This is a genomic window from Wolbachia endosymbiont (group A) of Icerya purchasi (genome assembly GCF_947251635.1).
Lineage (GTDB): Bacteria > Pseudomonadota > Alphaproteobacteria > Rickettsiales > Anaplasmataceae > Wolbachia > Wolbachia pipientis.
The window spans coordinates 493,550-508,015 of the sequence record NZ_OX366357.1; the positions used below are offsets into that span (position 1 = coordinate 493,550).

At 35.8% G+C, this 14,466-nt stretch carries 11 protein-coding genes, 1 tRNA gene and 2 pseudogenes; 8 read left to right on the top strand and 6 right to left on the bottom strand.

Annotation, left to right across the window (positions count from 1 at the left end; translation table 11 throughout):
* Positions 1–261: 261 nt before the first annotated feature.
* The 5 genes from folD to OPR17_RS02670 form a co-directional block, all read right to left on the bottom strand.
* A complete protein-coding gene (gene folD / locus OPR17_RS02650) occupies positions 262–1,149 on the bottom strand; it encodes a bifunctional methylenetetrahydrofolate dehydrogenase/methenyltetrahydrofolate cyclohydrolase FolD (protein WP_265021988.1) in 888 nt (295 codons plus the stop codon).
* Positions 1,133–1,708: a UbiX family flavin prenyltransferase gene (locus OPR17_RS02655; RefSeq protein WP_265021989.1), complete on the bottom strand. Its 576-nt coding sequence runs from the start codon at positions 1,706–1,708 to the stop codon at positions 1,133–1,135. Before OPR17_RS02655 ends, folD begins: the two co-directional genes overlap by 17 nt.
* A complete protein-coding gene (locus OPR17_RS02660; RefSeq protein ID WP_265021990.1) occupies positions 1,701–1,967 on the bottom strand; it encodes a DUF2312 domain-containing protein in 267 nt (88 codons plus the stop codon). The genes OPR17_RS02655 and OPR17_RS02660 overlap by 8 nt, the downstream gene beginning before the upstream one ends.
* Positions 1,968–1,980: 13 nt before the next feature.
* The gene (locus OPR17_RS02665; RefSeq protein WP_265021991.1) at positions 1,981–3,264 is read right to left on the bottom strand and encodes an HlyC/CorC family transporter; all 1,284 of its coding nucleotides are present in this window, start codon (positions 3,262–3,264) and stop codon (positions 1,981–1,983) included.
* 88 nt (positions 3,265–3,352) lie between these two features.
* Entirely contained in the window at positions 3,353–4,531 is a 1,179-nt protein-coding gene (locus tag OPR17_RS02670) for an aspartate aminotransferase family protein (protein ID WP_265021992.1), read from the bottom strand.
* A gap of 275 nt (positions 4,532–4,806) precedes the next feature.
* Between OPR17_RS02670 and OPR17_RS02675 the strand changes: the two genes are divergently transcribed.
* Positions 4,807–5,979 carry an NADH-quinone oxidoreductase subunit D gene (locus OPR17_RS02675; protein ID WP_265021993.1) on the top strand — a complete coding sequence of 391 codons (1,173 nt, stop codon included), beginning with the start codon at positions 4,807–4,809 and terminating at the stop codon, positions 5,977–5,979.
* A 51-nt stretch (positions 5,980–6,030) separates the two neighbouring features.
* Here the strand turns inward: OPR17_RS02675 and OPR17_RS07615 are convergent.
* Positions 6,031–6,764, bottom strand: a pseudogene (locus OPR17_RS07615) (IS3 family transposase); the annotation flags it as partial.
* Between the two features lie 86 nt (positions 6,765–6,850).
* Between OPR17_RS07615 and OPR17_RS02690 the strand changes: the two are divergent.
* The 7 genes and pseudogenes from OPR17_RS02690 to OPR17_RS02720 all read left to right on the top strand — a co-directional run.
* Positions 6,851–7,714 (top strand): annotated as a pseudogene (locus OPR17_RS02690) (IS982 family transposase); the annotation flags it as partial.
* 96 nt (positions 7,715–7,810) lie between these two features.
* A complete protein-coding gene (gene dnaE, locus OPR17_RS02695) occupies positions 7,811–11,140 on the top strand; it encodes a DNA polymerase III subunit alpha (protein WP_265022149.1) in 3,330 nt (1,109 codons plus the stop codon).
* A 48-nt stretch (positions 11,141–11,188) separates the two neighbouring features.
* Positions 11,189–11,962, top strand: coding sequence for a 30S ribosomal protein S6 (locus OPR17_RS02700; RefSeq protein ID WP_265021995.1), 774 nt, complete (start codon positions 11,189–11,191; stop codon positions 11,960–11,962).
* Positions 11,962–12,237 (top strand): 30S ribosomal protein S18, encoded by a 276-nt coding sequence (rpsR, locus tag OPR17_RS02705; RefSeq protein ID WP_007548890.1) that lies wholly within the window; start codon positions 11,962–11,964, stop codon positions 12,235–12,237. Before OPR17_RS02700 ends, rpsR begins: the two co-directional genes overlap by 1 nt.
* Before the next feature lie 7 nt (positions 12,238–12,244).
* Positions 12,245–12,799, top strand: a complete 555-nt coding sequence (gene rplI / locus OPR17_RS02710; protein WP_265021996.1) for a 50S ribosomal protein L9 — start codon at positions 12,245–12,247, stop codon at positions 12,797–12,799.
* 236 nt (positions 12,800–13,035) lie between these two features.
* On the top strand, positions 13,036–14,328 hold the full coding sequence (gene purB / locus OPR17_RS02715) for an adenylosuccinate lyase (RefSeq protein ID WP_265021997.1): 1,293 nt from the start codon (positions 13,036–13,038) through the stop codon (positions 14,326–14,328).
* A tRNA-Met gene (locus OPR17_RS02720) sits at positions 14,328–14,400 on the top strand. The genes purB and OPR17_RS02720 overlap by 1 nt, the downstream gene beginning before the upstream one ends.
* Positions 14,401–14,466 lie beyond the last annotated feature (66 nt).

The window sequence follows — 14,466 nt, forward strand, 5'->3', positions numbered from 1 at the left end:
ACCTTCAAAAATGAATGTTCGTACAGCTATGGATTCATTCGCGGGATAGATTCCGCTAACGAGTAGCGGAATGACGAATTTGTTGTTTTTCAAATTGTAGGTAAACCTAAGCCACTTTAGCTATACTTGTAGAGAAAAAAGAATAGATGATGATCCTAAATATTTAATAAATTTGACTACCGAGGAATTTCAAAAATCTCAATTTTTTATTAATTGTGAGATGTGGTACATTCTATCTTCATACAGCTTCCTCTTCATACCTCAACTAATGAAATTAGAAGCATCAACTCCCTTCTGCAAGCAAGCAGCAATAACAGTGTTCATCATTAGAAATGCAATGGTCATTGGGCCAATGCCCCCGGGTACTGGGGTAATAGCTTTGACTTTTTCTTTTATTCCCCCGAAGTCAACATCACCTACGAGCTTACTTTGTTCTCCTACGTTAACGCTATTTATGCCAACATCGATCACTATTGCACCTTTCTTTATCCAGTCTGCTTGAAGAAAATTTGGCTTTCCGACTGCTGCAACTACTATATCCGCTTTAGAGCAATATTCAGCTAAATCCTTGCTTTGTGAATGCAAGATGGTGACAGTGCAGTTTTCTTGCAATAGCAGGTGAAACATTGGCTTGCCCACGATATTTGACCTACCAATTACCACTGCGTTTTTACCGGAAAGGTTCTCTTCAATTGACTTAATTAAATGCAAAGAACCTTTAGGAGTGCAAGGTATAAGGCAGTTTTTTTCACCTTTAACTAATCTGCCAACGTTTTCATCATGGAAGCCATCTACATCTTTTTCAATACTCACTGCATTAATTACTCTGCTTGCACTAATATGATTTGGTAAAGGCAACTGTACTAAAATGCCATGCACAGATGGATCTTCATTTAACTCATTGATTTTCTCAATCAATTCATCTTCTGAAATATTATTAGGCAAAACAATGGTCTCAGAACTTATGCCTATTGATTCTGCTTTTTTCTGTTTGTTGCAAACATAAACCTGACTTGCTGGATTGCTACCCACGAGAATTACTTTCAGGCAAGGAAAAATGTTATACTCTCTCTTTAAAATATCAACTTTTTGTGATAGCCTCTCACATAGGTCATTTGCTATTTTTTTACCATCAATAATAATTGTCACTTCCTTGCCACTCCTTAAAGTCAGGTAATTTGATATCAAATAAATCCAATACTTTGCCAACAGAATGATTAATAATATCATCCAACGATTTCGGTTTAATATAAAAAGCTGGTACTGGTGGAGCAATTATTGCTCCCATCTCCGTTAATTTTAACATATTTTGTAAATGCCCAAGATGTAGTGGTGACTCTCGCACCATAAGAACTAATTTCCTTCTTTCTTTTAGCGTTACATCTGCAGCTCTTGTCAATAGATTGGAAGTAACACCTGATGCGATTTCAGACATTGTTTTCATAGAGCATGGAGCAATAATCATCCCTGAGGTTTTAAATGAGCCGCTTGCTATTTTTTCTCCTATTTTTTCTTCAGAATAGTAAAAATCTGCAAGCGATATAATATCTTCAAGTTTTTCTTTAATCTCGTGAGCTAAAGTTATTTTCCCAGCACTGCTTATCACTAAATGAGTTTCATAATCGACGTCTTTCAACGCTTCTAAAATACGCACACCATAAATAGAACCAGATGCTCCACTTATTCCAATTACAATTCTGCTATTCACTTAACTCTTCTTCGTAGTTCATTCCCAATGCACGTTTATAGGTATCAAGCAATATTTCTTGTTCCTCTCTGTCATCATCATCCATCTTCCTCAGCCTAATAATTTGTTTTATCACTTTTGTATCCCAACCTTCATCTGCGGCTTTTGCATATACATCACGAATGTGATCTTGCACATCCCTCTTTTCTTGTTCAAGTTTTTCGATTCTCTCTATGTAACCCTTCAACTCTTCAGCCGTTATTTTTACTGTATCTTCCATGAAACTCCACTAATTAATTGCTGCCACTAGTATTACCAGTTTTTACTTGCACTTCAACAACAGTAATAATATTTTTATCTTTTTTTAAAATCTTAAAGCGAAAACCATACATGGAAAACTCCTCTCCTTCGTCAGGAATGCGCTCTATTTCATTCACAATCATACCTGCTAGAGTTGTAGCTTCTTCATCAGGGAGATTCCAGTGTAACTGCCTGTTAATGTTCCTAATAGTAGATTTTCCTTCTATGTGATACATATTATCAGATATTTTCTTTATAAAATTTTCCGTGATCAAATCATGTTCATCCGAAATTTCCCCAACTATTTCTTCCAGTATATCCTCAAGGGTTACAATTCCCTGCAGTGCTCCATACTCATCAATAACAAATGCAAGGTGTTTCCTGTTCTTACGGAAGTTGTGAAGTTGCACGCTGAGCGGCGTACTTTCTGGTATAAACCAAGGCCTTGACATAACTTGGGCAATGTCAACTTCTTCTGTTTTACTATCCTTTTCACGCAAGGCGTTTATTAGATCTTTCACGTGAATCACCCCGACAATGTTATCTGGTTCCTTCTGCCATAAAGGTACTCTACTGTGACTACTGGTTAAAATCTCTCTTATTAACTCTTCTTTATTCCGATCTATATCAAGAGAAAATAGGTTTCTTCTATGGGTCATAATTTGTGATATTTCTGTCTCAGCCAAATCAAGTATGCTGCTTAGCATATCTAAATCCTGTTGTAACATAGTTCCTTCACTGCGGTGAAGAGTAATCATATTACGCATTGCATCCGCTGCAGATATCACTTCCTTATCTTTATGTAGTCCACATAATTTCAAGATGAGGTTAACAATAAATTGAATACCTAGCGTCAATGGAGAAAAAATCTTTACAAAAAACAATACAAAATAAGCAGAAAATGATGCAAATTTTTCAGGATTTTGAATAGCATAAGTTTTTGGTAGAACTTCGCAGAACAATAAAATACAAAATGTCATTATAATTGTTGATAGGAGAATGCCCTCATTTCCAAAAAGATTGATAAATATTGCTGTAAATAGAGCAGAGCAAGTAATATTAATAATTGTATTGCCGAGCAATACCGTTCCTATTGTCAATTCTTTCCTATTTAATAAGCGGTCTATTATCCTGGCTCTTTTGTTACCGTCTAGCTTTAGCTTATTAACTCGAGAATGGCTAATTGAGGTTAAGCCTATTTCTGCTCCTGAGAACAAAAACGATAAAATTAACAAAATAAAAATTGCTGATGATACTAAGACCAATAACCAATCCATTAAAGTACGATGTTATTGTGATAAAAAACAAAATTAATTTTACATGTTATGAGAGGCATTTGCAAGCCTAAATTTATATTGCCAAATTTTATATATCTTTAATCTTAAAAAATAAATCATAAAGCATATTACACGCTGCGTTCACATGCTCATCCTCAATGATAAGTGGTGGGGTTATCCTTACTACTTTGTTGTTTAAAACCCTAGTTATTATTAAACCTTTATCAAGAGATCGACTAATAATTTTATCAGCTACAGGAGTTGCTAGTTCTATTCCCATTAGTAACCCTTCTCCACGAACTTCCAAAATCATCTCAGGAAATTCTTTAGCTAAAAGCAACAGCTTTTCTTTTAAATCTTTACTAATTTTTTTAACATGATCAAAAAAGCCTTCTTTTAGCATTATATCGAGCACTGCATTACCAACAATCATGGCAAGTGGATTGCCACCATAGGTTGATCCATGAGTTCCTGGAGTGATTGCTTCTGCTATGTAATCTTTCACTAAACATGCAGCTAAAGGAAAACCGTTACCCATAGCTTTTGCACAGGTTAGCATATCAGGTTCAATGCCGACATTTTGATAATGAAATAAAGAACCGATGCGTCCATATCCGCACTGCACTTCATCAAAGCACAAAATTATTCCTTGAGCTTTTGTTATTTCCCTTACTTTTTGAAGATATTCTACGTCTAGTGGATATACTCCACCTTCGCTTTGTATGGGCTCTAAAAATACAGCAGCTATTTCATTATTGATTTTTTCTTCTAATGCTTTAGTGTCATTTCTTGGCACTTTATCAAAACCAGAAAGGAGCGGAGCAAAACCTTCGCGTAATTTTTCACTGCTTCCAGCAGAAATTGCAGCAATACTGCGGCCATGAAAGCCTCCTTCAATTGTAATAATACGATTACGTTTTGCTTGCCCTTTTGAATAAAAGTAACGACGAATAAACTTAATTGCAGCTTCTGTTGCCTCAAGCCCACTTGAGCAGAAAAAAACTTTATCTGCAAAAGTCAGGGTTGTTAAACGCTCGGCAAGCCTTTCTTGCTCGGGAATAGTGAAAATGTTAGAGCAGTGCCATAGTGAGCTCAATTGCTCTTTCAGCTTATCTGTAATGTATGGGTGACAATGCCCTAAAGAAGTTGTAGAAATACCTGCAGCAAAATCTAAATATTTTTTACCATCTTTATCAAAAAGATATGCCCCTTCTCCCCTGACTATAGGAGTGTCAAGTCTATTATACGCATTAACAACATGATCCATTTTATAAGTATTGTGGTATTATCTATACTATACCTGAAATGAATCCATTAACACAAAGCTTTTCCTTTAACCTCTTATGCTACTTCAACTAAAAATTTGGCTGATGCAAACCTTTTTTGTCATTCTATAGCTAAAGTGACTTAGTTTTACCAACACTTATTAGCCATTGTAAAAGTTTTTGTTTCTATTGAATGATAGTTGTAGCCTATGCAAGAAGTTTATTGACTTTGAGCGCACTTTAGCCTATACAATTTTAATATCTTAAATTACTGGACATGCCCGATCTAAAGACAATGATGTTAAATTTTGGACCTCAGCACCCAGCTGCACATGGAGTGTTGCGTCTTGTTTTAGAGATGGATGGTGAAGTGATCGAGAGGGCAGATCCCCATATTGGGCTTTTGCACCGTGGTACTGAAAAATTAATAGAACATAAAACGTATTTTCAAGCTTTGCCTTATTTTGATCGCCTTGATTACGTATCACCAATGTCACAAGAGCATGCATATTCACTTTGTGTGGAGAAATTGTTGCAATGTGAAGTGCCAATTAGGGCAAAGTATTTACGTGTCTTGTTTTGTGAACTTACGAGAATACTAAATCATTTACTGAACGTTTCTTCTCAAGCACTTGATGTTGGAGCAATGACCCCTCTTTTATGGCTCTTTGAAGAAAGAGAAAAAATACTGGAATTTTACGAAAGAGCTTCAGGTGCAAGGTTTCACGCAGCTTACATCAGGCCAGGTGGAATTGCAGCAGATGTTCCAGAAGATTTGATTGAGGATATTGCAAAGTTTATAGAGCAATTTCCAAAATATATAGACGATGTTGATGAACTTTTAACAGAAAATAGGATATGGAAGCAACGCACTGTAGGAATTAGTGAAATATCAATTAAACAGGCACTTGATTGGGGCTTTAGTGGCCCAATGTTGCGCGCTGCTGGGCTTGCTTGGGATTTGCGAAAAAGCCAGCCATATGAGATATATGATCAACTAGATTTTGATATACCGATCGGCCAAAATGGCGACTGTTATGACCGTTATCTAGTTAGAATGGCAGAGATTAGGCAATCTATCAGTTTGGTGAAGCAGTGCATAGAGAAAATGCCTGAAGGGCCAATAAAAACTGAAGATAGAAAAATTTCTCCACCGTCAAGAGCAGAGATGAAAAAATCTATGGAAGCTCTGATTCACCATTTTAAGCTCTATTCAGAAGGATATCACGTACCAGAAGGTGAGGCTTACGCAGTTGTTGAGGCACCAAAAGGTGAGTTTGGAGTGTATATAGTTTCAGATGGTACCAATAGACCTTATAGGTGCCGAATAAGAGCACCTGGCTTTGCGCATTTACAAGCCTTAGACTTTATGGCAAAAGGACACATGCTTGCTGACGTTGCAGCAATTATTGGCTCACTCGATATAGTTTTTGGTGAGATTGATAGGTAATCATTGGTTGACCTTACCCAGAAAAAGTGGAGAGAAAGTTTGGAATGTTTTTTACAAAAAGAATGATGCATCAAATTGTTCTGGAATGCAATAGTTAATAGTGACGTTGTTTGTTATAAAAAATTTCTAAGTATTCAAATATTGCAGTTCTAGTTTGTTGAGCAGAGTGTTGTGAAGTATCAATAAGTATTTCTCTTTTCAATGAGCTAAAGAAGCTTTCTGCAACAGAATTGTCGTAACAACAGCCTTTGTTACTCATCTATATTGTTTACAGCTAAGAGATATTGATACCCTTGCGCAGTATATTGTGAACCTTGGTCACTGTGCAGCAGTAGATTTTTAACAGGTTTACGCCTATTAATGGCCATTAATAAAGAGTTCATAACCAATTGTTTATTTATTGCACTACTCATTAACTACCATACGTGAGAATTATTGCTGCCAAATATAGCCATCCCTCCTTGGTTTTGATGTAAGTAATCCCATACTTTATTTGGTTGATCAACAATAAAGTTTTGATCTAGTATATTGGGAGCTACAGCTCTATTATCTGTTTGTTGTTTTTTAATTTTAAACTTTCTTCTCAGTATAGCCCTGATGTCATTTTTCTGCATAATACTTTGCACCGTTTTTAAATTGCAACTTTTACCCAAAGCCTTCAATTCAGCATGAATTTTAGGAGCTCCATATCTACATTTAGAAACTTGATATATTTTTTGAATAGCTGCGAGTAGCTCTTTATTTGCTGATTCTCTACTGCTTATTTTCCTTGTGGTCCACTTATAACACGCGAATTCTGGATTAAAGGAGAATAGAAAAGGCAGAAAACAGGGTAAACTCAGCAATTATAAAAAAATAGATGAGGTTACCCATGGAAGATATAACAAAACTGTTTTGTTTGGTCGATGATTTTTGCAGAGATATAGAGAAAAATTTTGCAGGCAAACTACTGCCAAATGGTAAAAAACCCACAAGAACAACGGAAATTGAGCACTCTGAAATCATGACAATAATCCTGCTATATCAACAATCTCCGTGTAAAAATTTCAAAACTTTCTATCTACATTACCTAACGTTGCTCTACAAATCAGAGTTTCCAAAGTTGCCTTCATATACCAGGTTTGTTGCTCTAAAGCCTAGGGTTTTGTGGCATTTAGCAATGTTGTTGCATTGGCTTTGTGGACAGTCAGAAAACACTGGAATTTCATATATAGACACAACTCCCATTGCAGTTTGTCATGCAAAAAGAATATCCAAAAACAAAGTTTTTGCTGGAATTGCAAAATTAAGCAAGAGTACTTACGGCTGGTTTTTTGGTTTCAAATTACATATGGTAATCAATGAAAATGGTGAAATTCATGCACTTACGCTAACAAAAGGCAATGTTGATGATAGGATACCTGTGCCAAATTTGACGGAAAAATTAACCGGCCTTTTGTTTGGTGACAAAGGTTATATTGCAAAAGAGCTTTTTCAGAAGCTGTTTGACCGAGGTTTGAAACTTGTTACCAAGGTGAAAAAAGGTATGAAAAATACATTAATTTCGCTAAATGAGAAGATTTTACTGAGAAAAAGGTCTATCATTGAGACTGTTTTTGGTTACCTAAAAAATAGACTAGAAATTGAACACACTCGCCATAGATCCCCTGTTGATTTCTTGGTTCATATCTTTTCTACTCTCATCTCCTATTCCATCAAATCCAAAAAGCCTTCTATTTCCTATACTTCCTTCCTTAATCCAGAATTCGCGTTTATAGGCTTTTGTTCTCATGAAAATTATGTTCTCATGAGTAAATTAATGTTATCCTTTTTTGTTGATCTAAAGTTTTTTATGTTCATACACTTGCGTGTTCATAGTGTTTATTCGCTGCTTGAAAGCTCGGTTAAAATTGAGGAGCTGATTAGCCTTTGTTTGCGAAATAAAATGCCAGCGGTTGCAATTACTGATTCAGGTAATTTATTTGGTTCACTTGAGTTTGCAGAATATGCGGCAAGTAGGGGAATACAGCTAATAATAGGATGCAATATTATAGTTAAACATTCAGAACAAAATTTACCTATATTATTGCTTGCAAAAAATGAGCAAGGGTACACTAATTTAGTCACTTTGGTGAGTGAGTCTTTTAGAAAGCGCAAGAATAACAGCGATATTCCTTACGTTGATTTTGATGAGCTATTGAATTTAAGTACGGGTCTGATCGCTTTAACCGGTGGATGTTTGGCTCAACTATTGTTGGGGCAAGATAAAGAAACGGTTGAAAAACTGCTTTCAGCATTCAATGGTCATTTATATGTTGAATTGCAGCGTCATGAGTTGAATAAAGAGCTAGAGCTTGAAGAAGCTTTAATAGATTTTGCTTATCAGCACAATGTACCACTGGTTGCAACGAACGATGTGTTTTTTCCAAATAGGTCTGATTATGAGGCTTATGATATATTAACGTGTATATCGGAGGGGAGTTATGTCCTGGAGAATAACAGAAAGAAGTTAACTACCGAGCATTATTTCAAATCTGTGGCAGAAATGGAGGAACTGTTCAGCGACATTCCTGAAGCAATTCATAACACTTTAGTGATAGCTAAGCGGTGCTCTTACATGCCAAGAAGCAGGGAGCCTATTTTGCCTAAATTTCCTTGTCGAGAAAATAAAACTGAGAATGAAAAACTGAGGGAGCAGGCAGTTGCAGGATTAGAATTCCGTATTGCGAATGAGACAGACATAGACCTTAAACAATACTACGATCGGCTGAATTACGAACTGAGTGTGATAACTTCGATGAACTACGCTGGCTATTTTTTGATAGTTTCTGATTTCATTCGTTGGAGCAAAGCAAATGGCATTCCAGTTGGTCCAGGAAGAGGCTCTGGTGCTGGATCAATTGTTGCTTGGGGCTTGCAGATTACAGACCTTGATCCAATAAAGTTTGGCCTAATATTTGAAAGATTTTTGAATCCTGATCGTGTATCGATGCCTGACTTTGATATCGATTTCTGCCAAGAGAAAAGGGACCTGGTTATTGATTATGTTCAGAAAAAGTACGGTTATGTTGCTCAAATAATCACTTTTGGTAAATTGCAGGCAAGGGCAGTATTGCGTGATGTTGGTAGAGTATTGCAAATGCCTTACTCTCAAGTGGATAAAATATCTAAAATGGTTCCATTTAATCCAGTAAATCCTGTAACTTTATCACAAGCGATAGAGTTTGATCAAAACCTGCAGAAAGAGCGGGATAGTGATGAGGTAATTGCAAAGCTTCTTGATATATCTCTTAAGCTTGAAGGAATATATCGTCACGTTTCAACCCATGCTGCTGGAATTGTAATATGTGATCAAAAGTTGGAAAATTTTGTTCCTGTGTATTATGATCCAAATTCAGCTTTGCCAATCACTCAATACAGCATGAAATATGTGGAGAAAGCTGGGCTAATAAAATTTGATTTTCTTGGGCTTGGTACGCTAACGCTAATAGATCATGTATGTCGTTTAATTAATCGTGATGGAAAAAAGATTGATATTTCTTCAGTTCCTTTGAATGACCAAAAAACCTATGAGATACTCTCAAGCGGTGATTCAATTGGAGTGTTTCAGCTTGAAAGTTCGGGAATGAGAGAAGCTTTAATTAAACTAAAACCGGACTGCATTGAAGATATTATCGCTTTAATTTCCCTTTATCGTCCAGGACCTATGGATAACATTCCAACTTATGTTGCAAGAAAACACGGACTTGAAAAGCCAGATTATATTCATCCGTTACTTGAGGAAGTATTAAAAGAGACATTTGGGGTAATAATTTACCAAGAACAAGTGATGGAAATAGCCCGTATTCTTTCCGGGTATAGCTTAGCGGAAGCAGATCTGCTGAGACGTGCCATGGGTAAGAAAATCAAGGAAGAGATGGATAAACAACGTGAACTTTTCATCCAAGGGGCAACGAAGAATGGCGTTGATTATGACAGGGCAAGTTATATTTTTGACCTTGTTGCAAAATTTGCTGGTTATGGGTTCAACAAATCTCACGCAGCCGCATATGCGGTTATATCTTATCAAACGGCTTACCTTAAAGCTAATTATCCGTTAGAATTTTTTACAGCACTAATGAATCTGAATATTGATGATAGAGATAAACTGAATTTATTTTATCATGCAGTAAAGTTTAGTGGCGTTACCGTTCTTCCACCTGATATAAACAAATCTAAAGCTGAATTCTCAATAGAGAACGAACGCATGCGTTATGGTATTGCTGCCTTGAGGAATGTTGGTTTTTCTATAGCGGAAGGAATAGTGAACGTACGTTCAAGCGCTTGTAAGGACATATGGGAATTCATTCAAAATTCAGGTCATATAATAAATAAGAGAGCGCTAGAAAGCCTGATTAAATCCGGAGCATTCGATAGCGTGCATAAGAACAGAAAGCAGCTATATGAGTCAATGGACATGCTGATTTACTTTGCAAATAAAAACAAACAGGATAGAGAATCAAGTCAAGCTGCTTTGTTTGGTAGTCTTGATGTCCTCAAACCGAAACTTGAGAATGTGGAAGATTTTGATGAGGAGGAAAAATTAGAACATGAGTTATTTTCACTAGGATTTTATTTAACTAATCATCCACTTGAAAAATTTAGAACTCTTCTGGAAAAGTTAAATATTGGGTTTATCGGAGAAAATAGAACAGCAAAAACTGCTGGGGTAATATTAAATGCACGTATGAGAACTTCAGAGCGTGGAAGGTTTGTTATCCTCACACTTTCTGATCCCCATAACGTTTCTGAAATAGCATTCTATAATAATGAAATAATAGAAGAAAAAAGAGATTTATTTTCACCAGGAACATTTGTGATAATTGATCTTGAAGCTTCGGAAAATACGACAAGATTAGCAGGCAAGGATATATCTGAGTTTACAAAAAGAGTCACTTCTACAATAAAAGAATTAGTTCTCACCACTGAGTGCACGGATTCGCAAAAAGCCGCTATGGAATTAAACACAATATTGAAAGATGAAGGCAGAACCAAAATAATGCTAAAACTTCTTCTCGAAAAACATAAAGTGAGCATCTTATTACCAGGTACATACTCAATTGCTCCTCAAGTAATTTATGAAATATCTAACTTAAGCTGGATTAAAGGCGTAGAAATTAATACAAATAACTTGCTTATATAAAAAAGCTTTATATAATGAAATATTTAATCGGCATTAAAGGAAGATATAGTGAATCTTTATGAATTTACTTTTATAGCACAACAAGGATTATTACGGCAAGAAGTAGAGGAGATGGTCCAAGAGCTAGCTGTCTTGTTGAAAAACATTAAAACAGATGTTATGTTCCAGCAAATTAGGGATATTCTGAAAAAAGGAAATGACAAGCTTACAAAACAAGAGTTAGAAGTGCGTGCTGAGAACATTAAAGAAAGTCTAGTTGCTTACTCTGATTTCTTGGAAGATCTTACAAAAATTTTATGGGTTGAATTAGAAGAAGATTTTTCAAATTTGAAAGAAGTGAAGTCAAAAATCGATAAAGAGTTGAAAGATGACCTAAAAGATTTAGGAATAACGCAAGATTTTACAAAATTTCTAGGAGGCAGTACTAAAAGTGCGTTTATCCATAACGCAGTAAATGCTTTGAAGAGAAATATTTCAGAACATCTAATAAAGATTTTTCAAGATATTTTGAAAGATTTTAGAATAAACGGTCCAACTCAATCGAGCAAAGCATTGGAAATGCTTTTGAAAAACATTGAAGCATCAGGATTAATCAAGTATGAACATTGGGGTCTTTTGGATTTTGCATATCACACAAATAAAATGAAGAGCGGTCATTATTGTATAATGTGCATAAGTTCTACTGCAAGCATTCTGGATGAATTTGTGCGTAGAATAAAACTTAATGAGAACGTTATTCGCCACTTTCCTGTGCAGGTTGATAAAATTTTTGAAGGTAAATCTTATATGATGGATAAACAAATTGAGGAGCAAAGCGCATAATGATGAAAAGACGAAATAGTTTTAATAATTCTTACGTATCTGTAAATAATAGGACTGGCTTTAGGCGTTCTAAAGTTTGCCCTCTTGCTGCGTCTAAAGATGAAGACATAGATTATAAGAATATAGATTTATTATCCAAGTTTACCTCTGACTATGGTAGGATATTACCTAGAAGATTAACAGGCGTATGTGCAAAAAAACAAAGGAAGTTACGCTTAGCGATCATAAGGGCACGTTTTTTAGCTCTTATTCCTTACTGTACTAAAAAAGTTTAGGTAATTTATGTTGATAATTTTAAAGGAAAATATAAGGACTTTAGGTAAGCTTGGTGAAGTTGTCAAAGTTAAACCAGGTTATGCACGTAATTTTCTTTTTCCACAAAAAAAAGCGGTGAAAGCTACCAAGGAAAATTTAACAAAGCTAGAGGAACAACGTTTATTACTGGAAGAAGAGAATATAAAAAGATTAAATGTAGCAAAAGAGCTTGCATTGTCACTACATGATAAGTTTGTGGTATTAATAAAGCAAGCTTCAGAGGATGGTAAAATTTTTGGTTCTGTGACAACACGTGAAATTGCGAAAGTTTTACTACAAGAAGGACATGTGATAGATCACCGTAGTTTATCTTTTGGTGGAATAAGCATCAAAAACTTGGGTGAATACCAAGTAAACGTAGAATTACATAGTGAAGTAGTAGTACCAATTACTATATACGTCGTGAAATCCGAAACAGATGCAAATGAGCTAAGGCAAGTAAAATTGCAAAATCAGAAATCTGAGCAACAAGAGGCAGAACAAGATGCGAATAAAGAAGCTACTGATGGTGATGATAGCTGATCAAAGATGATCCCTTGTTATAGTCGTAAAGAAATGCCTGCCATGGCTAAGCTGGTGTCATCCCAGTGCTGCCCTCCTGTCATCCCAGTGCGTGACACTGGGATCCAGTTTATTTCATCATGGACATTATTTTATGCTTCTAGAATCCGTTGTCCATTGAATAATTTGCAAATACTTTTATACCTGGATTCCAGTGTCACACACTGGAATGACACCATTATTGGAATAAATCAAAAATGATTCCCCGCTATAGCAGAAAAGAAATGTTTTCCATTTGGGAGGAAAATAATAAATTTAATATATGGCTTAAAATAGAAAAATTAGCGTGTGAAGCTCAAGCAAAGTTAGGAGTGATTCCGAATAATATTGCTGAGAACCTCTCTGGTGCTATTGAATTTGATGTTGAATGTATCAACGAAATTGAATCCATTGTAAAACATGATGTTATAGCTTTTCTGACACATATTGCTAAAAAAGCGGGAGTTGATGTTCGTTATCTTCATCATGGAATGACAAGTTCTGATGTTTTGGATACATGCCTTGCGGTGCAACTGAAAGAGTCCTGTGATATTTTGCTCGAGAATCTAAAAAATTTACTTGCAGCATTAAAAAAAAAAGCTGAGGACTATAAAGATATTGTTTGTGTTGGACGCAGTCACGGAATGCATGCAGAACCAACAACTCTTGGAATAAAATTTGCCAGATTTTATGCTGAATTTAAACGCAATTATCAGAGATTAATTAGCGCGCAAAAAGAGATCTCAATTTGTAAAATATCAGGTGCAGTAGGCAATTTTGCAAATGTTGATCCGTTTGTTGAAGAATATGTAGCGAAAGAAATAGGACTCATACCTGAAATCATATCGTCTCAAGTCATTCCTCGTGATAGACATGCTATGTTCTTTTCAGTTTTGGGAGTGATTGCAAGCTCAATAGAAAATGTTGCTGTTGAAATTCGTCATTTGCAAAGAACTGAAATCGGCGAAATTTCTGAGCATTTTTCCACTGGGCAGAAGGGAAGCTCTGCTATGCCACACAAATGTAATCCTATTTTAAGTGAAAATCTGACTGGACTCTCACGTTTAATACGCAGTTATGTTTTTCCTGCGTTAGAAAATGTTGCATTGTGGCACGAACGTGATATATCACACTCGTCTGTGGAAAGATGCATTGCTCCTGATGCTTGTATAACAATGGATTTTGCTTTAGTGCGATTAACAGATTTGATAGATAAATTGGTGATCAATAAGGAAAACATTGAAAAGAACTTAAATTCTTCAAAAGGTTTAGTTTTCTCACAGCGTGTATTGCTTGAGTTAGTAAATAGTGGTTTGGCGAGGGAAGAGGCGTATAAAATTGTTCAGAGCAATGCAATGAAAGTGAAACAAAACAACAGTGATTTTCTGGCCGAATTGAAACAAGATAAACCCTTACTTAAGGTTATTAACTCGGAAAAACTTGAATCTTTGTTTGATTTGAAGTATTATACGAAACATATAGATCGTGTGTATAATAAGGTTTTTAATTAGGCTGAGTAGCTCAGTTGGTAGAGCAGGAGGATCATAATCTCTTGGTCGGGGGTTCAAGTCCCTCCTCAGCCACTCGAACTAAACTATGTTTAGCAAAGCAGTGCTATTGGTGAAACCCAGTGTCAGTTACTTGGAATG